The organism is Lysinibacillus sp. VIII_CA, assembly GCF_049943995.1.
In the GTDB taxonomy this organism is placed as follows: domain Bacteria; phylum Bacillota; class Bacilli; order Bacillales_A; family Planococcaceae; genus Lysinibacillus; species Lysinibacillus pinottii.
On record NZ_JBNFXM010000002.1, the window covers coordinates 1 to 25,507 of the forward strand.

25 protein-coding genes, 3 tRNA genes and 1 pseudogene are annotated in these 25,507 nt (G+C 38.8%); 19 read left to right on the top strand and 10 right to left on the bottom strand.

The features are described 5' to 3' along the window. The 5 genes and pseudogenes from ACP3VS_RS03320 (at window position 1) to ACP3VS_RS03340 (ending at window position 1,911) form a co-directional block, all read left to right on the top strand. Window positions 1-77 (top strand) — tRNA-Asn (locus ACP3VS_RS03320). Window positions 78-86: 9 nt separating this feature from the next. Then, window positions 87-177 (top strand) — tRNA-Ser (locus tag ACP3VS_RS03325). Between the two features lie 2 nt (window positions 178-179). After that, window positions 180-251 (top strand) — tRNA-Glu (locus ACP3VS_RS03330). Between the two features lie 53 nt (window positions 252-304). Next, window positions 305-573 (top strand): annotated as a pseudogene (locus tag ACP3VS_RS03335) (iron siderophore-binding protein); the annotation flags it as partial. A 129-nt stretch (window positions 574-702) separates the two neighbouring features. Then, window positions 703-1,911 (top strand): diaminopropionate ammonia-lyase, encoded by a 1,209-nt coding sequence (locus ACP3VS_RS03340; RefSeq protein ID WP_012295773.1) that lies wholly within the window; start codon window positions 703-705, stop codon window positions 1,909-1,911. A 64-nt stretch (window positions 1,912-1,975) separates the two neighbouring features. Here the strand turns inward: ACP3VS_RS03340 and ACP3VS_RS03345 are convergent, their stop codons facing one another. Next, the gene (locus tag ACP3VS_RS03345) at window positions 1,976-3,289 is read right to left on the bottom strand and encodes a trypsin-like peptidase domain-containing protein (RefSeq protein WP_012295772.1); all 1,314 of its coding nucleotides are present in this window, start codon (window positions 3,287-3,289) and stop codon (window positions 1,976-1,978) included. Between the two features lie 179 nt (window positions 3,290-3,468). Between ACP3VS_RS03345 and ACP3VS_RS03350 the strand changes: the two genes are divergently transcribed. From ACP3VS_RS03350 to ACP3VS_RS03360, 3 genes are all read left to right on the top strand, one after another. Further along, window positions 3,469-4,230, top strand: coding sequence for a MerR family transcriptional regulator (locus ACP3VS_RS03350; protein WP_099805795.1), 762 nt, complete (start codon window positions 3,469-3,471; stop codon window positions 4,228-4,230). An 85-nt stretch (window positions 4,231-4,315) separates the two neighbouring features. Next, on the top strand, window positions 4,316-4,768 hold the full coding sequence (locus ACP3VS_RS03355) for a TraR/DksA C4-type zinc finger protein (RefSeq protein WP_012295770.1): 453 nt from the start codon (window positions 4,316-4,318) through the stop codon (window positions 4,766-4,768). A 45-nt stretch (window positions 4,769-4,813) separates the two neighbouring features. Then, window positions 4,814-5,743 (top strand): dipeptidase, encoded by a 930-nt coding sequence (locus tag ACP3VS_RS03360; RefSeq protein WP_031416461.1) that lies wholly within the window; start codon window positions 4,814-4,816, stop codon window positions 5,741-5,743. 14 nt (window positions 5,744-5,757) lie between these two features. Here the strand turns inward: ACP3VS_RS03360 and ACP3VS_RS03365 are convergent, their stop codons facing one another. Next, on the bottom strand, window positions 5,758-6,675 hold the full coding sequence (locus ACP3VS_RS03365) for a 1,4-dihydroxy-2-naphthoate polyprenyltransferase (protein ID WP_012295768.1): 918 nt from the start codon (window positions 6,673-6,675) through the stop codon (window positions 5,758-5,760). 249 nt (window positions 6,676-6,924) lie between these two features. On the opposite strand from ACP3VS_RS03365, the gene ACP3VS_RS03370 reads away from it, so the two are divergent. From ACP3VS_RS03370 to ACP3VS_RS03395, 6 genes are all read left to right on the top strand, one after another. Next, window positions 6,925-8,310 carry an isochorismate synthase gene (locus tag ACP3VS_RS03370; protein ID WP_031416459.1) on the top strand — a complete coding sequence of 462 codons (1,386 nt, stop codon included), beginning with the start codon at window positions 6,925-6,927 and terminating at the stop codon, window positions 8,308-8,310. After that, window positions 8,303-10,018 (top strand): 2-succinyl-5-enolpyruvyl-6-hydroxy-3-cyclohexene-1-carboxylic-acid synthase, encoded by a 1,716-nt coding sequence (gene menD / locus ACP3VS_RS03375; protein WP_012295764.1) that lies wholly within the window; start codon window positions 8,303-8,305, stop codon window positions 10,016-10,018. Before ACP3VS_RS03370 ends, menD begins: the two co-directional genes overlap by 8 nt. Then, window positions 10,015-10,824 carry a 2-succinyl-6-hydroxy-2,4-cyclohexadiene-1-carboxylate synthase gene (gene menH, locus ACP3VS_RS03380; protein ID WP_012295763.1) on the top strand — a complete coding sequence of 270 codons (810 nt, stop codon included), beginning with the start codon at window positions 10,015-10,017 and terminating at the stop codon, window positions 10,822-10,824. Before menD ends, menH begins: the two co-directional genes overlap by 4 nt. A 63-nt stretch (window positions 10,825-10,887) precedes the next feature. Further along, a complete protein-coding gene (gene menB / locus ACP3VS_RS03385) occupies window positions 10,888-11,706 on the top strand; it encodes a 1,4-dihydroxy-2-naphthoyl-CoA synthase (RefSeq protein ID WP_008180343.1) in 819 nt (272 codons plus the stop codon). Between the two features lie 161 nt (window positions 11,707-11,867). Further along, entirely contained in the window at window positions 11,868-13,292 is a 1,425-nt protein-coding gene (locus ACP3VS_RS03390; protein WP_099805796.1) for an o-succinylbenzoate--CoA ligase, read from the top strand. A gap of 141 nt (window positions 13,293-13,433) precedes the next feature. Then, on the top strand, window positions 13,434-14,657 hold the full coding sequence (locus ACP3VS_RS03395; protein ID WP_426388373.1) for a transglutaminase domain-containing protein: 1,224 nt from the start codon (window positions 13,434-13,436) through the stop codon (window positions 14,655-14,657). On the opposite strand, the gene ACP3VS_RS03400 is transcribed toward ACP3VS_RS03395, so the two are convergent. The 4 genes from ACP3VS_RS03400 to ytzI all read right to left on the bottom strand — a co-directional run bounded on the left by ACP3VS_RS03400 (window position 14,602) and on the right by ytzI (window position 16,325). Then, window positions 14,602-15,627: a metal ABC transporter solute-binding protein, Zn/Mn family gene (locus ACP3VS_RS03400; RefSeq protein ID WP_031416453.1), complete on the bottom strand. Its 1,026-nt coding sequence runs from the start codon at window positions 15,625-15,627 to the stop codon at window positions 14,602-14,604. The genes ACP3VS_RS03395 and ACP3VS_RS03400 overlap by 56 nt on opposite strands. A 108-nt stretch (window positions 15,628-15,735) precedes the next feature. After that, entirely contained in the window at window positions 15,736-15,969 is a 234-nt protein-coding gene (gene yidD, locus ACP3VS_RS03405) for a membrane protein insertion efficiency factor YidD (RefSeq protein ID WP_008180348.1), read from the bottom strand. After that, window positions 15,966-16,127: a hypothetical protein gene (locus ACP3VS_RS03410; protein ID WP_171821096.1), complete on the bottom strand. Its 162-nt coding sequence runs from the start codon at window positions 16,125-16,127 to the stop codon at window positions 15,966-15,968. Before ACP3VS_RS03410 ends, yidD begins: the two co-directional genes overlap by 4 nt. Before the next feature lie 51 nt (window positions 16,128-16,178). Beyond that, window positions 16,179-16,325: a YtzI protein gene (ytzI, locus tag ACP3VS_RS03415; RefSeq protein ID WP_099805798.1), complete on the bottom strand. Its 147-nt coding sequence runs from the start codon at window positions 16,323-16,325 to the stop codon at window positions 16,179-16,181. Window positions 16,326-16,462: 137 nt separating this feature from the next. Between ytzI and ACP3VS_RS03420 the strand changes: the two genes are divergently transcribed. After that, on the top strand, window positions 16,463-16,780 hold the full coding sequence (locus tag ACP3VS_RS03420) for a hypothetical protein (protein WP_012295756.1): 318 nt from the start codon (window positions 16,463-16,465) through the stop codon (window positions 16,778-16,780). Window positions 16,781-16,860: 80 nt separating this feature from the next. On the opposite strand, the gene ACP3VS_RS03425 is transcribed toward ACP3VS_RS03420, so the two are convergent. The 4 genes from ACP3VS_RS03425 to ACP3VS_RS03440 form a co-directional block, all read right to left on the bottom strand. Then, window positions 16,861-17,532 (bottom strand): AroM family protein, encoded by a 672-nt coding sequence (locus tag ACP3VS_RS03425; RefSeq protein WP_099805799.1) that lies wholly within the window; start codon window positions 17,530-17,532, stop codon window positions 16,861-16,863. After that, the gene (locus ACP3VS_RS03430) at window positions 17,505-18,680 is read right to left on the bottom strand and encodes an amidohydrolase (RefSeq protein WP_198695931.1); all 1,176 of its coding nucleotides are present in this window, start codon (window positions 18,678-18,680) and stop codon (window positions 17,505-17,507) included. The genes ACP3VS_RS03425 and ACP3VS_RS03430 overlap by 28 nt, the downstream gene beginning before the upstream one ends. Further along, window positions 18,677-19,747: an amidohydrolase family protein gene (locus tag ACP3VS_RS03435; RefSeq protein ID WP_031416451.1), complete on the bottom strand. Its 1,071-nt coding sequence runs from the start codon at window positions 19,745-19,747 to the stop codon at window positions 18,677-18,679. Before ACP3VS_RS03435 ends, ACP3VS_RS03430 begins: the two co-directional genes overlap by 4 nt. Window positions 19,748-19,810: 63 nt before the next feature. Continuing rightward, complete coding sequence (locus ACP3VS_RS03440; protein ID WP_426388375.1) at window positions 19,811-21,412, bottom strand: ABC transporter substrate-binding protein; 1,602 nt, start codon at window positions 21,410-21,412, stop codon at window positions 19,811-19,813. 217 nt (window positions 21,413-21,629) lie between these two features. Here ACP3VS_RS03440 and ACP3VS_RS03445 point away from each other — a divergent pair, with 217 nt between their 5' ends. The 4 genes from ACP3VS_RS03445 to ACP3VS_RS03460 are packed head-to-tail and all read left to right on the top strand — an operon-like array spanning window position 21,630 to window position 25,492. Continuing rightward, window positions 21,630-22,592: an ABC transporter permease gene (locus tag ACP3VS_RS03445; protein WP_012295751.1), complete on the top strand. Its 963-nt coding sequence runs from the start codon at window positions 21,630-21,632 to the stop codon at window positions 22,590-22,592. 2 nt (window positions 22,593-22,594) lie between these two features. Continuing rightward, window positions 22,595-23,461 (top strand): ABC transporter permease, encoded by an 867-nt coding sequence (locus ACP3VS_RS03450; RefSeq protein ID WP_036164701.1) that lies wholly within the window; start codon window positions 22,595-22,597, stop codon window positions 23,459-23,461. A 17-nt stretch (window positions 23,462-23,478) separates the two neighbouring features. Then, complete coding sequence (locus ACP3VS_RS03455; RefSeq protein WP_031416448.1) at window positions 23,479-24,501, top strand: ABC transporter ATP-binding protein; 1,023 nt, start codon at window positions 23,479-23,481, stop codon at window positions 24,499-24,501. Then, window positions 24,485-25,492, top strand: coding sequence for an ABC transporter ATP-binding protein (locus ACP3VS_RS03460; protein ID WP_036164699.1), 1,008 nt, complete (start codon window positions 24,485-24,487; stop codon window positions 25,490-25,492). The genes ACP3VS_RS03455 and ACP3VS_RS03460 overlap by 17 nt, the downstream gene beginning before the upstream one ends. The last annotated feature ends 15 nt before the right edge of the window (window positions 25,493-25,507 follow it).

A 25,507-nucleotide genomic window follows, 5' to 3' on the forward strand; every position in this document is an offset into this window, starting at 1 on the left:
TCCGAAGTAGCTCAGTTGGTAGTAGCACCTGACTGTTAATCAGGTTGTCGCAGGTTCGAGTCCTGCCTTCGGAGCCATTTTTTTATGGGGAAGTACTCAAGAGGCTGAAGAGGCGCCCCTGCTAAGGGTGTAGGTCGGGTAACCGGCGCGAGGGTTCAAATCCCTCCTTCTCCGCCATCGGCCCGTTGGTCAAGTGGTTAAGACACCGCCCTTTCACGGCGGTAACACGGGTTCGAATCCCGTACGGGTCATACTAAGTGCAGTAGATGAATTTACATCTACTGCACTTTTTTTATGAACTGAAAAGCTAGAAAACTTAGCAGTAGAGGTAGGGAAAGAAGTAATCCCCCAAATGGATGGGAATGTTATTTTCTTCTTCACATACATGCCAATAGGTGATGATTCAGCATTAGCAACTGAACAAGAGTGGACAGAGATCCTCTTTGGAAAAACCTTTCTGCTGTACAAAAAGGCAATGCACATAAAGTAGATGATGTCATTTGGAGTACAGCTGGAGGAATTTTAGCTGCTGCTATTATGCTAGATCAAGTAGAAGAAATCTTTGCGAAATAATTAATGGATAAGCTATACATTCATGGAAATAAGGTGAGTGTATAGTTTTTTTATTTCCTACGTTAGATAGTAAGAGCATTTTGTATTTTTTAGAGAGATAGACTAAGATGTGGAGAGAGGGGGAGAGATATGAGAGAAAAATTAAAATGGATTCCTAATCAACATGATGTAGGCCAAGATAATGACGGACAAATAACAGCCTTACTTTCGAATTTTACACTTGAACAAGTAAAGAAAGTTAGTCAATTCCAACGTACATATGAGAAGTTTGAAAAGACACCACTCCATCATTTAGCATCATTAGCTTCTTATTTAGATGTAGAAAAAATCTGGATAAAAGATGAATCGTTTCGATTTGGTTTGAATGCCTTTAAAGTACTAGGAGGCGTTTATGCTATCGCACAATATGTTGCCAATCTGCTCAATAAAGATATTGAAGATCTTTCATTTGAACAATTAAAGTCATCCAAAATAAAAGATCAGTTGGGAGAGTTAACCTTTATTTCAACAACAGATGGGAACCATGGTCGTGGGGTAGCTTGGGCAGCTCGAGAGCTAGGTTTTCAAGCACGAATCTATATGCCTGCTGGTAGCGCCAAGGAACGATTACAAAACATTATAAATGAGGGAGCCCATGCTGAAATTACGGCAATGAATTATGATGATACGGTTCGTTATACTTCACACCTTGCTAAAGAACATGGTTGGGTTTTAATTCAGGATACAATGTGGGATGGCTATGAGGAAATCCCATTATGGATTATGCAGGGCTATACAACTCTAATACAAGAGGTTGTTGAAGAGATAGAACAAGCTCCAACCCATGTGTTTTTACAAGCCGGAGTAGGGTCTTTTGCAGCAGCAGTCGTTGCCTTTTTAAGACAATACTATGAGCATGAAATTACTATTGTTTTAGTAGAGCCACATGTAGCTAATTGTTATTATGAAAGCTTTAAAGCAGGAACCAATGAATTTATAACTGTTGGTGGCGACATGCAAACGATAATGGCAGGGCTTGCGTGCGGCGAACCGAATCCTCAGGCATGGCAACTGTTAAATGCCTATACGAAAGTAAGCATTAGTTGCGGGGAAGAAGTAGCAGCAACAGGAATGCGTATCCTTGGTAATCCATTGAACACAGATACACGCATTGTAGCAGGAGAATCGGGAGCAGCTCCATTTGGTTGTTTTTATGAAATCATGACAAATAATCGTTATAGACAATTAAAAGATACGTTACAGTTAAATAGCGCTTCGAGAGTATTATTAATTAATACAGAGGGTGACACGGATAAAGAAAATTATCGACAAATAGTGTGGCATGGAAAATATCAATAGTAATTTAGACGAAAGCCATCGAGAAGTTCACTCTCGATGGCTTTCATTGTAAAAAAAGATGATATTAGTGAATTTTAATAGTGGCAATTTTATAAGCACCGTATTCATCTGTGATCACAGTATACGTCTTATACCGATCGTAAAATTGATAATTACCTTGGGCATCATAGAAATCAAAGGTTTCATTCATATCCACATAGTATTGGCCGTTCGAATATTGTACATCAAGTACTTCATTGTTTGTAAAATAGAAGTAGTTGCCTTGATACGCAATCTCATTAATATATTTTTCTAGTTCTTTATAAGCAGAACTACTAGGCGCAAGCATATCGGCAATCCAATAAAAATCCCCCTCATTAAGAGCCATTTCATAGTATAGGCGGAATGCTTGTACGAATTGACCTGCTAACAAATTGTCCGTTTCATTAGTAATATCTGATTTACTAACAGGTTGTTGATTATTTTCGTATAGATTAGCAACAGAAAGAACCTCATTTGCAGAAAGAGGCTGAGCAATCCAACCATCAAATTGATCTACCATACTGTAAAGAGGGATAGAGAAGGCGAAGTGTGTACTTGTTTCGGTTGTGTAAAGTAGTGAGTTAATGCCAATTACATTTCCTGTATTAACATCCACCAATGGCCCCCCACTACTACCTTTATCAATTTGAGCATCGACCTGATATATTTGTTTGTATATAAAATTTTCAAGTTTCATATCACGTTTATTACCTGTTATATAGCCAATGGAAGCTGAATTTTCAAAGCCTTGTGGACTTCCGAAAGCAATGACCTCTAAGCCAATAGGTGATTCTGTTGTTTCAATTCCTAATGGGGGTTTGTCTTGATAGTTAGGAACATGTATTAAAGCTATATCATAACGATTAGATATACCGACTACAGTACCAGGTGATTCTTGACCCACAGAGTTACGAACCATTACTTCGACTGCACCTTGCACAACATGCGCATTAGTAATAACATACCCTCCTTTTTTATAGAGGAAGCCTGAACCTTGCGCATTGTTCGTTAGGATGGTGAATACCTTTTGCTGAATTTCCTTTATAAGAGTAACGCGATCAACCTGCTGTGCATGAGCCTCTTGCTTTTTCGTCAGTTCCTCAGAGGAAACTTGTTGTATCTGTGTCTCTAAATTCTGATTGCCGTTTATTTCTGAGTAAGTGGCTGAATTTTTATTTGAGAAAAAGTCCCAGTACGCATAGCCTAGCCCACCAATTGCAATGAAACAGACGGACAATACAATAATGGCCCATGCTGGGACACCTTGTTTTGATGATGAATTAGTCAATTTAGTACCACAACCTGAGCAAAATTTACTGTCATTTAGATTTTCATGCTGACAATTCGGACATTTCATCCTATTACCCTCCTGTGAAATATTTACTATTTTTATCGGTTAAAAATTATAGATTTATAGGTAGTTATGGAATTGTATGAATGGAGAGGATGATTTTAGGGAGGGGGAAATAATTTTAATTTGCCTATTGACCTTAACGTTGCGTCAAAGTTTACAGTAGCATTAATGGAGGTGAAAACATGGAATATACAATTCAAGAGCTTGCCCAATTGTCTGGGGTAAGTACGAGAAGTCTGCGCTATTACGATGAAATTGGACTACTGAAGCCAGCAAGAACCAATGAGGCAGGTTATCGATTTTACGGTCAAGCGGAAGTTGATCTGCTACAGCAGATTTTATTTTACCGAGCGTTGGATATGAAGCTAGCAACTATTCAGGATATTATTCAAGCTCCTCATTTTCAACATTTCAAGGCGCTAAAGTCACATAGAGCTGCTCTGCTTAAACGAAAAGAACAGCTTGAGACGATCTTACAGACGGTAGAAAAAACGATACTATCAATTGAGGGGGAAAAACCTATGTCAAATGAAGAAAAATTTAATGGATTTAAAGAAAAGTTAGTTGAGGATAACGAAAATAAGTATGGTCAAGAAATCCGTGCCAAATATGGAGACAAAACCGTAGATGCTTCGAATGCTAAGCTTATGAATATGACAGAGGAACAGTTTCAGGCAATGCAGCAATTGGAGCAGCAAATGTTTGAGCGTTTAACAGAAGCAATAGGGGTGGGAGACGCAACAAATGAAGTTGCGATGGAAGTTGCGGAGCTCCATAAACGATGGCTGAGCTTTACATGGAAAGAATATTCTAAAGAGGCACATGTAGGACTCGCTCAAATGTATATTGCGGATGAACGGTTCACCGCTTATTACGACGAGCGTAGTGTAGTGGGAGCTGCGCAGTATTTACATGATGCAATCGTAGCGTATACGAATAAATAAAAATATAAATAAATAAACCTTCCTTATGCTGATGTTTTAGAAATAATAAATTAGGAAAAAATGAAAGCATAAGGAGGAGATTTTTTTGGATCAACAAGTTATGAAAAAATTAAAAAGGCAATTAGAGCAAGAATTACAAGAAATCGAAAAGCGAATAGATGAATCAGAGCGTCCCCAAGCGACAGAGCTATCTAATTATGATAATCATCCTGCTGATAATGCCAGTGATTTAACGGATCAGCTCACAGAAATGGCTATTGACGAGCATCGTGGTGACAATGCAGAGGAAATAAAAGAAGCTCTTCAAGCAATGGTAGACGGAACATATGGCAAATGTGCTGTCTGTGGTAAAGAGATTCCAATTGGACGTTTAGAGGCTATGCCGCAGGCTTTGACATGTGTCGAACATGCGGAAAAGAAAGAGGATAATTTACGACCAGTGGAAGAGGATGTGCTCTCTTCAACACCAAGATCGGATGATTTTATTGAGCTTGAAGAATTTGGCTCTTCTGATACACCACAGGACAAAAGTCAGTAAGTATTTTCCTTACCAAAGCAGTATAATAGCTGTAGAGGTGAGAAGATGAACATTATTGATTTACATTGTGATGCACTGTTGAAATTAACAACGCTTGAAGCGGCAAGTTTTGCAGAGGATGTACGTATGCATGTCAATCATAAAAGACTGCAATTAGGGCAAATAAAAGCACAGGTATTCGCCATCTTTATTGACCCTGAAATCCCGCAAAATCAGCAATTTCTTGAAGTCATACGTCAAATGGAAGCATTTCATACTCATGTTTTACAAACAGAGGGCATGGTGCATATTACAGATTGGGCACAGTTAGAGCTATTAGCTCCCCATGAAATAGGAGCTATCTTAAGCTTAGAAGGCTGTGGTGCTATTGGCGAAGATTTAACAAAGCTAACTGCTGTACTTGATGCAGGCGTCAAATTAGTAGGTTTAACGTGGAATGAAGAAAATGCTGTTGCCCATGGAGCTGAGCAAGAGGCAAGTCTTGGATTGAAGCCATTTGGTAAAGAAGTCATTCAAGTATTAAATGACCGTGATATAATAATTGACGTCTCCCATCTAAACGAACAAAGTTTTTGGGATGTGTTGCCATTAGCGAAGCATATTATTGCTAGTCATAGTAATGCACGAGCATTATGTGATCATCCTCGTAATTTAACAGATGCACAAGCGAAGGCTCTTGTAAAACATGGAGGGCATATCCATGTTGTTTATTTTCCACTCTTTATTAGTGAACAAGATGCAACGCTGGAACAATTGGTTGATCATGTGGAGCATTTAGCCCACTTAGTAGGTGTGGAGCATATAGGGTTAGGATCAGATTTTGATGGCATAGGTGTGACCGTAAAAGGATTAGCTCATGCGGGAGAGGCTCAAAATTTATTAGAGGCATTACGAACTCGCTTTTCAGCAGAAGAAGTACAAGGAATCGCTAGTCAGAATTTCAAACGCTATGTAAAAAAAGCAGCAACCCGTTAAGGCTGCCGCACTTTTTAAAAGAAATAATCAATTAATAAACCAATTCCTAATAGGAAGCCGAAGATTGTATTCGTTTGCGCTGTATATTTCATCGCAGGCATCACTTCTTTGGCTTCTTTTTTATCTCTGAATATTTGAATGGCACGTAATGGTTTAGGAATACTTAAGAAAATAATCAAAGCCCAAAAAGTAATGCCATCAATTGCAACAAGGGCGATTACCCATAGGTAGGATACAATAAAAAATCCTGATAGCACGGAGATTGCATTATCGCGTCCTACTAAAATAGCCAGTGTTTTGCGTCCACCTTCTGTATCGCCAACAATATCACGAATATTATTGGATAGCATAATAGCACCAACTAAAATCATACTTGGAACGGAAAGTAAAACGGCATCAAGTGTTACTGTAAGCGTTTGAATATAGAAAGCAATCAAAACGATTCCCATTCCCATTACTGCCCCAGAAACTATTTCGCCAAAAGGTGAATAGGCTATTGGGTATGGACCACCTGTATATAAGAAACCAATTAGCATACAAACTAGTCCAACAGCAGCTAACCACCAAGATGTTGAGGCACATATGTAAATGCCAAGTAGCATGGCAATAGCATAGAAGCTTAGCGCAATCATCATGATCGTTTTTGGTTGTACACCATGACGGACAATCGTACCGCCAATTCCGACAGAATGCTCGTTATCTAATCCTAATTTGTAATCATAATATTCATTGAACATATTCGTTGCTGCTTGAATAAGCATACTTGCAATGAGCATAGCAAAAAATAGTCCAAAATCAATTGTTTCTTTTTCAATTGCTAGTGCAATTGCTGTTCCTAGGAATACTGGAACAAATGAAGCGGTTAAAGTATGTGGACGTGTTAAATGCCACCAAACTTTAATACCCCTATCAGCTTCAATGACTTTGGTCATAAGGTCTTTCTCTCCTTCAAATGTTGTCGACTCTTCTTATTTTAAACGAAGATTGAGAAAATGGGTAGGTTCACAGCTTATTACATACTGTAAAATGAAAAAAAGTGATACAATAGAACATGCATTTATGAACTGAAAATAAAAATAGGGTGAATAGCAACAGTACGAATGACACGGTTGCCAGCCCCAAAAATGATGTAATTTTCGCCATCATTGATTATGTACATTGCAACAACGGAGGTAATTTTCATGCAACAGAAGTGGTACCAAGCCACAGAAGTAGAAGTGGACTCTTTGGGCCAAAGCCTTCATTTTTATATGGAAACAATGGAAGTGAGTCACCTGTCTGCATTAGCGTTTTATACAGCAGGTGAAGAGTGCTATAAAGGTGAACGATTTTATTGGCAAAATAGAGAAAAAACAATGACTTTAGTTGGGCTAGGACATGCCCATACCATTCAAAATAATAAAAAAAATGAACGTTTTGATGCTGTAGAAGCTGAATGGAAAAATTTAACGAAAAATTGTCTGAAAGGACAACGTGAGCTCCAACCTATTTTGTTCGGGGGCTTTACATTTGATCCACAGAATAATGTTGCTGGGGAATGGACGGGTTTTCCAGAGGCTTATTTTGCATTAGCAACATTTCAGCTTGTTATACGGGATGAAAAGGCATATGTGAGTATTCATCTTCTGACACAGGATCAGGATGGTGAGGCTCAGTTTGAGGCATTAAGAAAAGAGCGAGATTATTTAGTTCATGCAGCACAGGTTAAAGAAGTGAAAACGTATTCAAAGCCTGAAATATCAAGCTACTTTGAGCCTTATAAAGAGCCTTATTTAGCTTCTATAGACCAAGTGACAGCTTTAATTAAGCAAAAGAAAGCGGATAAGGTTGTTATTGCACGATCACTTGCACTGCAATTTAAAGAGCAAGTAACTGCTCCACAAGTGTTATCACAAATTATCCATGAACAACCAGAAAGTTATTTGTTCGGCTTAGAGCATGAACATCTTTTGTTCTTCGGAGCATCGCCTGAGCGTCTTGTAAAAGTGGAGGATGGTCGAGCCTTTTCTTCATGTGTTGCCGGTTCAATTAAGCGAGGAAAAACAGCAGAAGAAGATGAAGCTTATGGACAAAGCTTGTTACACGATCCAAAAAACGGAGGAGAACACCAATATGTTGTCGATATGATAGCAGACACATTCCGAAAAAATTGTGTGGATATAAACCTTCCTGAAAGTCCTCGTCTATTAAAAATACGAGATATTCAGCATTTATATACACCTATTGAAGGACAACTAAATAAGGATGCTACAATATTACAACTCACTAAAACTTTACATCCCACCCCAGCATTAGGTGGTGTACCACGTATGGAAGCGTTGGCAGCTATACGTAAGTATGAACCGATGAATCGAGGCTTGTATGCTGCGCCAATCGGCTGGTTGGATGCAGAGGGAAACGGTGAATTTGCAGTCGCGATACGGTCAGCGGCATTGCTTCACGATAAAGCTTATTTATATGCTGGTGGCGGTATTGTAGCGGATTCAGAGCCACAATCTGAATATGATGAAACATTAGTGAAATTCCGTCCAATGCTTCGTGCGCTAGGGGGACAATTACATGAGTGAACGAAAAAATTTAACAGATTATGTATATAAAATGGTTGCGTCATTAGTACAAGTAGGGGTAGAAAATGTTGTTGTTAGCCCAGGCTCGCGTTCAACACCTCTTGCCTACGCCGTCGCTTCTACAAAACAAATAAAAATGTATCGTCAAGTAGATGAGCGCTCAGCTGCTTTCTTTGCTTTAGGGCTTGCGAAAGCTACTGCTAAGCCTGTTGTCCTCTTATGTACGTCTGGTACAGCGGCAGCAAACTACTTTCCAGCAATTGTTGAGGCTAGCTATGCCCGTGTACCACTGATTATCATTACGGCTGATCGACCACATGAATTACGTGAGGTAGGCGCACCACAGACCATTAATCAGCCTCATCTATATGGTTCACATGTGAAATGGAGTGTTGATTTTCCATTAGCAGATGGTGCTGCTCCCACATTGCCTTTTATCGAACGTCATATAGCGCGGGCAGTGGCAATTGCAACAAGTGCACCTTTTGGGCCAGTGCATTTGAATGTTCCATTCCGAGAGCCTTTATTAATTGATTTACAGGATGAATTGCCAACCATGACATTTAAACATAGCAGTATGGGACAATTAATCCCTACAACCTCTGCTATGCAGGAACTTTCCTCTATTTTAAATTCGACTAGAAAAGGCTTTATGATTGTTGGAGAATTAGCTCTTGGTACGGATCTAGCATTTCTCTGGGAATTTGTGCGTCAGTTGAAATGGCCAGTCATAGTGGAAAGCTTGTCAAATATGCGTGCAGCTGTACCAGAGGATTGCTTACCATATCTCGTGACTACCTATGATGCCATTATGAAGAGTGAGGATTTTAAGGCACTTGTTCAGCCAGATACAGTTTTACGAATAGGGGCACAGCCCGTTTCAAAATTCATTATGCAATTTATTACAAAAACACAGCCTAGTGCTTATGTAATTATTGATGAAGATCCTATGTTTAGAGATGCTACGGGCGTATCTACACATTTTATTCATGCAAATATCGATCAATGGTTAACACATCTAACCCTTACTAACACAGCATTTGAGGAATCATACTTAGCCGAATGGCAAAAAGCTAATCAGTTGGCTTCTACCTATATTGAACAGTATTCGGAAATAGAAAAAGATGAGGGAGCGATGGTCAGTCGTTTACTGAAAATGATTCCTGATGGTAGCGATATATTCGTTAGCAGTAGTATGCCAGTGCGTGATATTGATACATTTTTATTAGCAACACCAAAGGATATCCGTTTCTTTGCGAATCGCGGAACGAATGGGATTGATGGCGTAGTATCAACAGCATTAGGCTTCAGTCAAGGAAATGACCGAGAAACTTATTTATTGATTGGTGATTTAGCTTTTCTACATGATGTAAATGGGCTGATTGCTACTAGATACCAAGAATGTAACTTAACTATTCTTGTAATGAATAATGATGGTGGAGGAATTTTTTCTTATTTACCACAATCAACAGTAGAAGCTCATTATGAGGATCTGTTTGGCACACCGACTGCACTTGAATTCCAAGATATTGCCCATATGTATAATATGGATTATGTACGTGTAGATACAATAGCTGAATTATCAGGGAAGTTTTCATCAGTCAAAAAACGTCCTTTACGCTTAGTTGAAATATTTACAGATAGAGCGGAAAACGTTCAGGCTCATCGAGAGCTATGGAATCGTATTAACGCGGAGCTAAAAGCATGACGAGCTTAGTAATCCGAGGACTTGAAACCAATGTGGATATATGGAATGAAAACGGTATCCATACATTAGTTGCTTTGCATGGATTTACAGGGAGTACGGCTACATGGCACAATCTAGCACAAGCACTACCGAATGTCCGGGTTATTGCCATAGATTTAATTGGGCATGGGCAAACAGCTACTCCAGAGCAAATTAAGCGTTTTTCAATGGAGGAACAATTACAGGACTTAGAGGAACTGTTTTGTCAGCTCCATATTGAGAAATTTACATTGCTGGGCTATTCAATGGGGGGAAGAATTGCATTATCTTATGCCATTACGTTTCCAAATCGGATTCAAAAGCTCATTTTAGAAAGTGCTTCTCCTGGTTTACGAACAGTAGAGGAACGACGTGAACGTAGGGAGCGAGATGACATATTGGCACAAAAAATCATCACCAATGGATTAGTCTCTTTTGTGAATGCATGGGAGAATATACCGCTTTTTGCATCACAGCGTCATCTTTCTGAAACTGTGCAAAAGGCCATTCGGGCTGAAAGACTTTCACAAAAGGAAGAAGGTTTATCAGGGAGCTTAAAAGGTATCGGAACAGGAACCCAACCTTCCAATTGGCATCTCTTGGACCAGCTTGAAATACCTGTGCTACTAATTACAGGTTCATTAGATGAGAAATTTTGTAAAATTGCACTAGAAATGAAAGCGCTATTAAAAACTGTTAGGCATATGACAGTAATTGATGCTGGACATGCAATTCATGTGGAAAATCCCGCTGAGTTTGCTACAATAGTAGAGGAGTATATAACGTAATATTATTTTTACGTTAGCGCCTCGATAATAACGAGACGAATTTACAATATAGGAGGCAATTCAATGACACGTCAATGGACTTCATTACATACTTATGAAGATATTAAGTATGAGTTCTATAACGGAATCGCAAAAATTACGATTAATCGTCCAGAAGTGCGTAATGCATTCCGCCCAAAAACGGTTATGGAAATGATTGATGCATTTTCACGTGCACGCGATGATAAAAATATCGGTGTAATTATTTTAACAGGTGAAGGTGAACATGCCTTCTGCTCAGGCGGAGATCAAAAAGTTCGCGGACATGGTGGCTATGTAGGAGACGATGAAATCCCACGTCTAAACGTTCTTGATTTACAACGTTTAATCCGTGTAATCCCAAAACCTGTCGTGGCAATGGTTGCAGGCTATGCAATTGGTGGAGGACACGTATTACATGTTGTTTGTGATTTAACTATTGCTGCTGACAACGCTCGCTTTGGACAAACAGGTCCAAAAGTAGGTTCATTTGATGCTGGTTACGGCTCAGGCTATCTTGCTCGTATTATTGGACATAAAAAAGCTCGTGAAATTTGGTACCTTTGCCGTCAATACGATGCACAGCAAGCACTTGATATGGGCTTAGTTAATACAGTGGTTCCTTATGACCAATTAGAAGATGAAACTGTTCAATGGTGTGAAGAAATGCTACAAATGTCACCAACTGCATTGCGCTTCTTAAAAGCAGCGATGAACGCAGATACAGATGGCTTAGCAGGTCTTCAACAAATGGCTGGTGACGCTACTCTTCTTTACTACACAACAGATGAAGCAAAAGAAGGTCGCGACGCTTTCAAAGAAAAACGTCAACCAGACTTTGGCCAATTCCCAAGATTCCCTTGATTTAGTTAGGGTGTAAGGCTCGTATCTTTTTGGATACGAGCTTTTTTGTATGCCTGGGAAAGAGGATAGAAGCAAAATACTAACGTTTAAAAGCAAATGTAACATGAATAGACAAGCGATAAGGTAAAGCGTTAAGATGTAGGGTGATTGGAGTGACAAATATGTATCCGAATTGGATTATACAGCGAGCCTATTTAACACCGTTACGTAAGGCATTAACTTATAAAGAACAAAGTTGGACTTTTCAAGAGTTGAATGATTTATCTATCAAGCGTGCCCGCCAATTAGTAGGACTAGGTATACAGCAGGGAGATCGGATTGCCATCATGGGTCCAAGTAAACCTGAGCTTGTAATTACCATGTACGCTTGTATGCATCTGCAATGTGAGATGGTTATGCTAAATCGTAGGTTGTCACAGGATGAACTTAGTTACCAAATGGCGGACTCTGAGGCAGTTGCCGTATTGATTGCAGATGAGGATGTAAATAAGTTGCCTGCAAATATGGCTCATTATTTATTTTCAGCGATTGAAAAGGTTGAGGAAGGTGCATTCGATATAACAAAGGAATGGCCTTTGGAACAAACAACAACGATTATGTATACATCTGGGACAACAGGCTTTCCAAAGGGCGTCCGTCAAACGGTAGGCAACCATCAGGCTAGTGCAACGGCCTCGGTTTTAAATATTGGTCTACAGACTGATGATGTTTGGCTTTGTGCTGTACCATTATTCCATATTAGTGGATTTTCGATATTAGTGCGTTCGCTGTTATATGGCAATCAAGTCTATTTATATGATCATTTTGATGTAGACGCTATTACGCATCATATTATGAAGGGTGAAGTAACACATATGTCAGTTGTAGCTGTGACGTTGGAAAGAATCTTACATACGTTGGAGCAACACAACGCTAAAGCTTCCTCGCGTTTTAAATTAATGCTTGCTGGTGGAGGACCGGTGCCAGCTGATTACTTAGCGAGAGCACATACGTTAAACTTGGCTGTAGCTCAAACGTATGGTATGACAGAAACCTCCTCACAAACAGCTACATTAGCAAGTGAGGATGCGATACGGAAAATTGGCTCTGCCGGGAAGCCTTTATTTTTTAATCAAATCAAAATTGTAGAGCCAAACGCACAAGGAGAAGGAGAAATTTGCATTAGAGGGCCCCATGTTACACCTGGATATATCGGCCGTTTTGCACAAAAAAGCGCCACGCGAGATGGCTGGTTGCATACCGGAGATATTGGTTATCTAGATGAAGAAGGCTATTTATTTGTCATAGATCGCAGAGCAGATTTGATAATTTCTGGTGGAGAAAATATATATCCCGCAGAAATAGAGAATGTTCTGCTTATGCATCCAGCTGTTAAGGAGGCGGGCGTATGTGGTGCCGATGATAAGCAATGGGGACAAGTACCAGTTGCCTTTGTTGTGTTAAATAAACAAGCATCAGTCGAACAATTACAAGCCTTCTGTCGACAAAAGCTGGCTAAATATAAATTGCCAAAAGAAATTATTATTACAAACAGTCTTCCTCGAAACGGAGCTAATAAGCTGCTTAGACGTAAATTACTACAATAAAATAAATGTAAAAAGAAGCCCATTGAACGCTAGGCTTCTTTTTATTTTGTAAATTATTGAACTTTTAGCATGAAATTAATCATTCATTAACATAATAAAAAAAGAGAGGCATAAACTATTTAGTAAAGGAGAATGACTCATATGAGGAAATATATATATAATGCTGTCATTATATTATTTGTTCTACAAATGAGTCATGTGCAAGTTTTTGCAAACTATGAAAAAGATGATGTAGCAACTGCTCATTCAATTCAAACACTACAATCTCTCATTAATAAAGAAGTTATGCAGCTATCAACGGAATTCTCTATTGACTATACTGGTGACATATCTGATATTAAAGATGAACTAACAGACATTACGAAAGGTGCGATTCAAAACTCTTATATTTATACTAATATTTCTAGCTTTAAATGGAAGTATGATGGTTATAACCATAAAATTGCGATTGCTTTTACGTTTACCTATCATCTTTCACCAAGTGAAGAAGCATTTGTCGAGCAAACATTGACGGATATTATTGCACCTATGCAAGGATTAAGTGACCTACAAAAATTACAGGCTGCACATGATTTTATTGTTCTAACTGCGGAATATTCCAAGGAAACGGAAGGAAGTCAATATTCCCCTTACACGCTACTGACGGAAAATAAGGGAGTCTGCCAGGCATATGCATTAGTGCTTTATCGAATGCTAGAATTGCTGGGTTTTGAGGTGCAATATGTCCCTGGAAAAGTGGGCGAACAGCTTCATGCCTGGGTATTAGTGAAAGTTGATCATAATTGGTATCACATCGATGTGACATGGGATGATCCGTTACCTGATCGGAAAGGGGAAGTACGTTATCAATATTTCCTAGTGTCGGATCGGCAATTATCACAGGACCATACCTGGGATTATGCAAGCTTCCCGGCTGCAACAAGCGAAAACTATTCAGACTTGCAGGAAGTAACTAAAAGACAAAGTGTAACAACCCCTTTGCATGAAGGTTTCAACCCAAATAAGGGGATGTCTATAATGGGTGAAAATAGGCTGGCTATCAAACCATTCATGGAGATGCCTACAAAACTTGTCTCACAAAATCAAAATGATTCAAACACTATAGTTCCGTTTGACTTTAATGAATGGGCAACGATTTTAGTAGAAAGTATGGTGGCTTTCCTAGTGCCTCATTCAAAAGATTTCCATGTGCCCAAAACAAATAAGCGGTTCTTGTCTATTGAGCGAACAGAAAAACGAATGCCGCAAGAAAAATACGTCATAATAAAGGAGGTGTCCCATCCATTTTCGGGGCACCTCCTTCTTTCAATTATTGATTGCTTAAAGCCTTATCTAAAGTTTGAATATTTTTCTTCATCAATGTGAAGTAAGTTTCTTTATTTTTTTCATCGTCTGTCGTTAATACACTTAAATTATGCAGTACAAGTGATTTCGCACCTACTTCTTTTTGAATAACCTCTGCTAATTTAGAGGAGACATTTTGTTCAAATAAAATATGGTGAATATGCAATTCATTGGCTTTATCAACAATCATTGTTAGTTCTTTTTGTGAAGGTTCATTTTGAGAATTTAAGCCAGCAATAGGTATTTGTGTTAGCCCATATTGACCTGCAATATAGCCGAATGCTGCATGAGATACAAAAAATGTTTTATTTTGTGCTTGATCAGCCATTACTTTAAATTCCTGATCTAAATCCTGTAACTCTTTTACCAATGCTTCGTAATTTTGAGTAAAAGTAGCTTCTTGAGCAGGCATTTTTTCTACTAATGCATTTTTAATAGCAAGTGCTAAATCTTCACTAATTGTTGGAGATAGCCAAACATGAGGATCGATATCGCCATGCTCATGGTCGTCATGTCCATGTTCTTCTTCTGCATGATCGTGATCTTCCTCGGTTGCAGCATGATCATGTTCATGATGATCATCTTCAGCATGAACATGGCCTGTGCTAATAGCTAATTTTTCATCTGAAACTTTATCAGCAGTTGCCACCATTGTGACATCTTCATTGGCTAAAGTCTTTTTAGCATTTTCAACAAAGCCCTCAAGCCCTAAGCCAATATAGAAAAAGATATTGGCATCTGCTAATTTCATCATATCCTTTTGTGTTGGTTCAAAGGTATGTTCATTAGCACCAGCCGGATAAATAGAAGAGACATCCACAAAGTCACCCCCAATACGCTGTGCAAAATAGCTTAAAGGATAAACAGTTGTATAAATTGTTAATTTATCCGTCTCATTAGAAGACTTTTGGGAAGTTGATGATTGGTCTCCGCAAGCAGCGGTAAACAGGGCAAGAACTGTGACTAGCAATAATACATAAACTTTTTTCATATAATATAATCCCTTTCTTAAATAGTAACCATTACGATTTATTTTTTAGAACAGTTATTATAATAACGCACAACTTCAAAAAGTACAAGAAAAAATGACCTCCGAAAATTAATTCTTTTTCGAAGGCCATTTTTCTGGCACAGGATCAAAGCCACCAGGATGAAATGGATGGCATTTGGATATACGTGTGATGGTTAAAATAAATCCTTTTAGCGCCCCATGCTTTTGAAAAGCTTCGAGGCCATAAGAAGAACATGTGGGATGAAAACGACAAGTAGGTGGCGTCATAGGTGAAATGTATTTTCTGTAAAACTTAATGAGCCAAATAAAGGGATACTTCATCGTTGTTCTTCCTCTTGTTGCGATGTAATTTGCTCTGGCTTTGCATCAATTGTTTGCGTAAAGATATGATTTTTTTTCTTGATAATGAAAATGACAGAAAGACCAAACATTAACATCATCATAGCAATCATAACGATAATTGGTAATGGCACACCCATTGCTTTCACTCCAAATTCAATTAATAAAATTTATAAATCATGAATGACCTACTAGTTTTCCTTTTGATGATAGCTTTGTTTCGGTTTTTCATCAACGGTATGTTTAAAGGCATAGGCACGGTTGACACTGATAACTGTCGCAATAGTGATAATAATAACGATGATGATTGCGACGATTAAGAGCGTAGTTAAACTCATCATACTCACTCCGTTCTTTGTTCATCATACTTATTATAAGTTATATGGACATTTTAATTGTGAAGGAAGTTTGACATTCCAGGGAATAAAACAACACCTTTCTCTCCATACTATGGGAAAAGGAGTGAATCGTAAAGATGGATCGTCAACGTGTATATTTTTCACTTGCCAATAGAACCTATTATACTAATCCTTATGCAGGACCTTGGAATTTTGAACTCAATGTGGATCGACAAGCATTAGATGTTTTTGAGAAAATTTTTCAGCAAATGCAGTTGTTGGAGATCTCCAATGCATGGCGTGCTCAGTTACCGTACATTCAATATCATTTAGATAGAGAAAATGATGAAATCGATTTAAGATTGATGAAAATTTATGCACTAGTTCATGAGTATGGAGATGAGGAAACCAAGGCGTTTGTAGAGCAGTTACCTTATTTTAACAAGCGTGTCTAACGGGGAAATTTCAGCTTAGGTTGATTTTCACTTTGAGTGTCGCCACTCTCAGTGAAAATCAATCACCTCAGTAGAGGGTATTAACATATTGCCTTTAATATAGTAAAAACAGCTTCACGTGGGACGATTACAGGTATATTTAGCTGATGTTTAATCATATTTTTCATAGGTGTGGAATAGCCCATACAATCAAGAATGAGCAGATCAGCGCCATCGGATTCTAATTGCTGTGCCTTTGCTAATAAATCATGTGCATTAAAGCGGTAGGGTGAACTTGCAGAGTAGTTCACATCAAAATGAGCTTTTTGCCATTTTTCTGCAACCGTTATTTGTTGCTCAGGCTCCGGACCTATTAAACCAATTGCTAATTCCGTATGAAGACCCTTCACTAAGTTAGTCATCATTCTATCCGGAAGCAAAAGATTTTTAACGGATAGTTTATTGGCAAAATCGCCTGTACACATCAGCAAAATCCAAGTAAAGTCTTGGAGATCATGAAGGCATTGCTGAATATAGGGCATGAGCTTCGCTTTACTTAACCGTACCTGCTGACTATTTGCCAGGAGAGTCACTAAAACATCAGTTTCTTCCTGTGAGGGAGAAAGGGCAGCGATTTCAGATGGTGAAAGCGAATCAAGGACACCAAATTCATGAACATGTAGACCCCCATGTCTTAATTGCTGAATATCCTCCGCCATATCCTTGCGAGGGGCTTGACCGATAGTTACAATGGCAATTTTTGAGTTTTCCATGGTGCTTCCTCCGCTTCGAAATATTTTTCTCCGTTTACATAAGTTTGTAGGACCTTCGCTTCGGTTTCAAAAATAGGGTGTGACCAAACAACAAAATCAGCATCCTTACCTTTCTCAAGACTACCAATTCGATGATCAAGCTGTACGAGCTTAGCTGCATGTATAGTAATGCTTTTTAAGGCTGTTTGTTCATCTAATCCATAACGTATTGCTTCAGAGGCACAATACTTTAAGTACTGAATCGGTACAAAGGGATGATCCGTCATGATAGCAAAAGGAATATTATGCTCTTTAAATATGGCAGCAATCGCTGGTGTAGAATGACGTGTTTCATATTTAGATGGGGTTAACATATAGGGACCAAGCGTTGCATGGTATCCACTATTTTTTACTGCATCAACTATCAGATAGCCTTCTGTACAATGCTCTAAATGGAGCTTCACATTAAATTCCTTGGCAATTCGTATAGCGGTCATTATATCATCTGCTCTATGGCAGTGAAGACGAAGCGGCATTTCACCACGGAGTACCTCAATAAATGGACGTAATTCAGAATTTTGTTGTACTTTTTCAGCTTGTTCCTGTTCATTCAGCAGGCTAGCTCGTTGGAAGCCATCACGTAGTAGCTGAGCAATCGCCATACGGGTCATTGGCTTTCGTTTATATTGAATACCAAAGACGTTCTTTGGGTTTTCCCCTAATGCCCCTTTTAATCCACTTCGTTCTACTAAGACGCGAGAAGCAAGGGTAGGACCCGCTGTTTTCAGGATACTCCAAATGCCACCAATAACATTGGCACTTCCCGGACCAGTTTGTACAGTTGTCACACCACCTGCAAGTGCATGCTGGAAGGAGAAATGGCGAATATCAACACTGTCTAAAGCATGCATAAGCGGTGTAAAAGGCTCGCTATATTCATTAGCATCATTAATATCTTCGGTTACTTCAGCCCATGTTCCAACATGTGCATGGATATCTATTAATCCTGGTGTGACATATGCTCCCTGTAGATCGATTAAGTGCGCATGAGGGGGGATATCTTTGGCTGGCCCTACATAAACAATGCGTCCATCTTCAACCCATAGCTGTTCAAAAACATCATTTTGTTCATTAACTGTGAGAAACGTTGCATGATGATAAATGTTCATTTTGACATACCTTCTTCCGTTGCATAAACTTTTTTCCCTTTAATAAAAGTTGCGATAACCTGTGCATCTAAATTTAATGGATGCTTATCCCATATCACAAAATCAGCATAAAGGCCATCACGAATAGCCCCTATTTTATCGTCAATGCCAAGGAAATTAGCAGCTCCTGTTGTTAATGTATAGAGAACATCCGAGCGGGACATACCTTCTCGAACAGCTAAACACCCTTCTAATGTTAGATGGGATGTGCTACTAACAGGGTGATCTGTGCAAAAAACAAATGGTATTGTTTGAGTGAATAGCTGAGGATAAAGCTTTGGTGACAGCTCCAGCATCTCATTATGCTCAATATAACGGAATGTCGGGCCAGCAATAACGGTATGGAAACCTGTCTCCTTAAGAAGAGGAATTTCCGTGCCATGAATAATATGAAAGTCAAAATCGTTAGTAAATTCTTGTTGTAGTCGATGAATTAGTTCAATATCGACAGCTTTATGCGCCCGCACAACAATCTTATGGATGGAGGGCTCCTGCTGTTGAATTTGTTGGAGTGTGTCCCTTAAGATTTTAGCGATACCCATGCGAGTCAGTGGCTTTCTCTTTTCAGCAAAAAATGTACTTTTTGCCTGGTGTCCAATAGAAAAGGAATAAGCGACATCTTTTACAATAACCATATCATCTACAGTTGTATGTGTATGATGAATGATTGCCGTTTTGGCCCCAATTAAGCTTTTAGCGGAGGGAACAATATGAGATGCTGTAACCCCATGTGAGACAGACTTTTGAAAGGCTACATCAAACGGGTAAATGCCATCAATAACAGAATATTGTAAGTGTGAATCAAATTCATAGCTATCATCACCTTCCCAACGAATCCCAATTTCAGCTAAACCAATTTGTGAACAACTATCGATTAGGCCAGGCGTAATATAATAGCCATCTAAATTTATTTCATTTTCTGCAGTATGTGTTGCTGGTTTGAAATATTCCCCTTGCACTTGGAACGACTGTTTATCAAAGCTACGAGTGTCAGAGTTAAATACAAGCCCATTGATGTATCGAGTCATCGGATCAAATCTCTCCTTATGAAGAGAAAAGCGGAGACGAGAATCTCCACTTTTCTAGTTAAGTTATTTTGAAATGGATACGTTTGTGCCGTTTGGATGCACAATTTGAACAGAGTTATCAGCAGATACCTCAAAGCCATGTACATTTTTATTTACGCCTGCAACAGTTTGAGTTGCTTCTAATTCGATACGAGGAACATCCGTTAGTATAAGTTTTAATGCCTCTTGGTATAATTTTGCTCGCGCTTCTTGTACGACTGTTTCGGATACAGCGCGCTCTAATAATTTATCAACCTCTGGATTGCTGTAGCCTTTACCATTACCCAACGCTCCGATTTGATTTGTGTGGAATAATTGATAGAGGAAGAAATATGGATCTGGATACCAAGTCCAACCACCAATATTCATTGGAGCATTTCCTTTTGCAACTGTATCACTGTAAGTACCCCATTCCAGTACTTTAATTTCCACATCTATATTTAAATTTTTCTTCAACTGACTTTGGAAAATTGTTGCATAAGGGACACGCGCCTCTGATACGTAAATCTCAGTTTTAAAGCCATCAGCATAGCCCGCATCTGCTAATAATTTTTTAGCTTCTTCAGGGTTATATTTCGGTACCATATCGACTAAGGATTTATCATAGCCCCAAGAGCCTGGAGGTAATGGTAAATAAGAGACATCACCGCCACCCCATTGGTTAACACCAGAAATGATTTCCTCAACATTTGTTGCCATATAAATGGCTTCACGTACACGTTTATCGGCAGTTGGACCTACCTTATTGTTAAGATCCAGATAAACAATGGATAATCCAGGATTTGTTAAGAGCTCAAGATTACTATCTTGATTGATAATTTCTCGGTTTTGGCCTTTTACGTCCATCGCAATATCAATATCACCTGAACGTAATGCATTGGTCATCATATTTTGATCAGAGATAAATTTCATTGTTAAATGGTCGAGATGTGGCTTGTCTCCCCAGTAATTTTCATGGCGTACCAGTTTTACTTCTTGGTCTTTTTTCCATTCTGTTAACTGAAATGGACCAGTACCGACGAAATGCTCAGAAAATTTATCGCCCCAGCCCTCAATCTCTTCTTTTGGAATAATCATATTACCAGCATCTGTTAGCATAGCAAGTAGGGCAGCATTAGGAGTAGCTAAGTGAATCTCTACTTCATAATTAGACAGTACCTTAACCTCTGTCACACCACTAAGGCGATTCATAGCTGATTCTTTAGCGGAACGTTCTAATGAATATTTCACGTCTTCAGCTGTCATCTCACGACCATCTTGGTATTGCCCCTTTTGGAATTTTACACCTTCACGTAATTTGAAGGTATAGACTAACATATCATCTGATACTTTCCATTCCGTTGCTAAAGATGGAATGATATCTGACAGATCTTTGTTATAAACAACTAAAGTATCACCCATTTGACGCATAACCTGTGATTCATAAACCCCAGTATATTTGATTGGGTCAAACGTTTTGGCATTCGCTGAAAGACCAACATTTAATGAGCCTCCAGAAGTAACTTCTCCATCTTTTCCATCTGATGAATTATTTTTTTCTGTATTCCCACCACAAGCAGCTAAAACAGCAATCATTAAAGTTAAAAAGAAAAGTAGGAAAGATTTTTTTACGTTTATTTTCTTCATCCGTGCTAGCCTCCTTTATTTTGTTTCACAATATGAACCGTTGATTCAAAAAATAGTAGGTTCGAAATAAAAGTAGCACATTTGTAAACAGGAAGTAAATATAAAATTAAAAAAATTCAGAAAAAATATATTTACAAACAATTGTCGCTAGGTGTAGTATTTAGTTATTCACAATATGAACCACTGATTCTAATAATGAAAAGGAGGTCTTTGTAGGATGGGTTCATTTATTTTAAGAAGGTTAGTAAACCTTATTCCCACACTGTTAGTAGTTGGTATCATCGTATTTATTATTACGCGAATGATTCCAGGTGACCCAGCTTCTGTCATGCTTGGTCCCCAGGCTAGTGTGGAAGATGTAGAGAATTTAAGGGAAGAGCTGGGGTTGAATAAGTCAATGCCTTCACAATTTATATCATATGTAGGTGATTTAGCTCGGCTGAATTTGGGCTATTCCTATTCTTATAGCGAGTCTGTTTTGGGGCTTATTATCGAAAGATTCCCAAATACAGTTGTACTGGCACTAGCAGCCTTATTAATAGCTGTTGTAATAGGAATCCCAGCAGGTATATTGGCAGCTAGAAAACAAAATACAATAATTGATTATGTTGTCATGCTTGTGTCACTAGTAGGAGTATCCATGCCAATTTTTTGGTTGGGGATCATGCTTGTTTTATTCTTTAGTGTCAATCTTGGCTGGTTCCCTGCGACTGGGATGGGGAATATGAGTGAAGGTTTCTGGCCTTATTTGAAGCATTTAATTTTGCCTGCCTTTGCTTTAGCAACAATTCCGATGGCCACATTCGCGCGTATTACACGTTCGAGTATGTTAGAGGTTATTTCACAAGATTATATTAAAACAGCACGTTCTAAAGGTATTAAAGAATATTTGGTTATTGGTAAGCATGCCTTTAAAAATGCTTTAACGCCAATCTTAACAGTACTAGGTATGCAAATTTCTAATTTACTAGGTGGTGCCGTTTTAACAGAAACAATTTTTAGCTGGCCTGGGATGGGTCGACTGATTGTAGATGCAATAGATAAACGTGACTTTGTCGTTGTACAAGGTACAGTTATTTTCATTGCCTTTATTTTTGTACTAATTAATTTGATTGTTGATGTGCTGTATAAGGTTGTGAATCCAAAGGTCAATCTTGAATCGAATGGAGGGAAGAAATAACAATGACTCAAGCAGTTGTCAATGAAACTAGAAAAAGAAATACATTGTTGCGAAAGTTGCTTAAAAATAAATTAGCAACAATTGGGTTAGTGATTGTATCCTTGATGGCCATTGTTGCTATCTTCGCTCCGTTAATTGCAACCCACCCACCAAATGAAATGACTGTTGGTAAATCATTTCTACCCATGAATACCGAAGGACATTGGCTTGGAACTGATAACTATGGTCGAGATTTGTTTAGTCGTTTAGTTTATGGAACTCGAATATCTATGATTGTTGGGATTGCAGCAGTGTTATTTGGTGCTGTGTTTGGTACATTACTTGGTCTTGTGGCGGGATATTTTGGGGGTCGTAGTGACTCTATTATTATGCGTACGATGGATGGCCTTTTCGCCTTTCCATTCATTTTATTAGCTATTACACTTATGACAGTATTAGGACAAGGGCTTGTCAATGTTATTGTCGCCATTGGTATAGCCAATATCCCAGGGTTTGCTAGGCTTGTTCGTGGTCAGGTTTTAAGTGTTAAAGAAGAAGAGTTTATTGAGGTGACGCATTCCTTAGGGGCTACACATTCACGAATTATTTTTAGTCATATACTACCCAACTGTTTAGCTCCATTGATTGTCTATGGAACGATGAGTACAGCAGGAGCTATTATTTCGGAGGCTGCGCTTAGCTTTTTAGGATTAGGGGTACAACCTCCAACAGCTTCATGGGGGAGCATTTTAAAGGATGGTAAAGACTTTTTAGTATTAAATCCTCAAATGGCGACATTCTCAGGTATCTGTATTTTATTAACAGTCCTTGGAATAAACCTTTTAGGGGATGGATTACGTGATGCATTAGATCCGAAAATGAAAGTTTAATGAAAGGGGGTGGCGTCATGACTGAACGTTTACTAGATGTAGAAAACTTGACAGTAGAATTTAAAAGTGGCGGCTCTACAATGAAAGCTGTTAATGGAGTTAATTTACAATTGAATAAGAAGGAAACACTAGGAATAGTTGGCGAGTCTGGATCAGGGAAAAGTGTTACTGCCACTGCTCTCATGCGTTTGATTCCCTCTCCGCCAGGAAAAATAACGAACGGAGCCATCCATTTTAATGGACGCGATTTAATGGGGGTTTCAGAAAAGGAAATGCGAAATGTCCGAGGCAATGAAATGTCGATGATTTTTCAAGACCCTATTACCAGTTTGAATCCCGTTTTAACAGTGGGCAATCAAATTTTAGAAGTGATCCAAGCTCATGAACGCTTATCCAAGAAGGATGCAGCAATAAAAGCTGTTGATATGCTGAAAATGGTTGGTATTCCAGAGCCAGAAAAGCGTTTGAAAATGTACCCTCATGAATTTTCAGGTGGGATGCGTCAACGTGTCATGATTGCTATTGCGCTTGCTTGTAATCCACAGTTACTTATTGCTGATGAACCAACTACAGCATTGGATGTAACTGTGCAGGCTCAAATTCTTGATTTGATGAAAAAATTACAGCTAGAACATGATACGGCCATTATTATGATTACGCATGATTTAGGTGTAGTTTGGGAGCTTTGTGACAAAGTGAATGTCATGTATGCAGGTCGTACTGTGGAGTCAACTACGACAAGACAGCTCTATGAAAAGCCTTTACACCCCTATACTTGGGGATTATTAGAGTCGCAGATTACGATGGGGACACATGGACAGCAAAGGTTGCCGGCCATCCCAGGAAGTCCACCCGATTTAACAATGCCGCATAGTGGTTGTCATTTTGCAGCTCGCTGCCCATTAGCAACGGATATATGCCGTAGTACAATACCCGATTTAGTGGAAGTCCAGGACAATCATTTTGTAGCCTGCCATTTGCAATCAAAAGGTCAAATTGTCGCAAGGAAGGTGGGGGTTTTTCATGCAACAGCCCAATGAATTGATCTTAAAGGTAAATAATTTAAAAAAGCATTTTCCTATTAAAAGCTCAATTCCTTTTAAAAAGTCCACCCAATTTGTGAAAGCAGTAGATGGGGTAAGCTTTGAATTATTTAAAGGAGAAACACTTGGGATTGTGGGTGAATCAGGCTGTGGGAAATCGACGGTTGCTCGTTTAATCAACCAGTTAATATCACCAACCGAGGGCATTGTTGAGTTTAAGGGAACCGATTTAGCAAGCTTAAATACGAAGGATATCCGCTCTGCACGAAAATCTATACAAATGGTTTTCCAAAATCCCTATGCATCATTAGATCCTCGTAAAACGATTGAATATTTAATTGCTGAACCATTAGTGATACATGGTATAGGCGATGAATCATCACGTAAAAAGCGTGTCATGGAACTACTTGAAACAGTAGGATTGAGTGCTTATCATGCAAAGCGCTATCCCCATGAGTTTTCAGGTGGACAAAGACAGCGCATCAATATTGCACGGGCGCTTGCTCTCCAACCAGATATTGTTGTGTGTGATGAACCTGTATCCGCCTTAGATGTATCTGTACAGGCACAGGTAATCAATCTATTAAAAGATTTACAGAAGGATTTTGGTTTAACCTATATTTTTATTTCACATGATCTCAATGTTGTAAATTATATGTGTGATCGCATTGCTGTGATGTATTTAGGCAAAATTGTTGAAATGGGCACATATAAGGAAATTTATGATAATCCTCAACATCCATATACACAGGCTTTGTTATCGGCCATTCCTAAGGAAAATCCTTTTGATACAAAGGAAAGAATTATTTTAACAGGGGATGTTCCTAGTCCTGTGAATCCTCCGAGTGGCTGTGCTTTCCATAAACGTTGTGGTTTTGCCACAGACAAATGTGCAAAAGAGCAACCCATACTCGATACGGTGACAGTAACCCATCAAGTATCATGCCATTCATGGAAAGCTATTCAGCAAGAAGAATCTACAATATAGATGAATAACTTACGA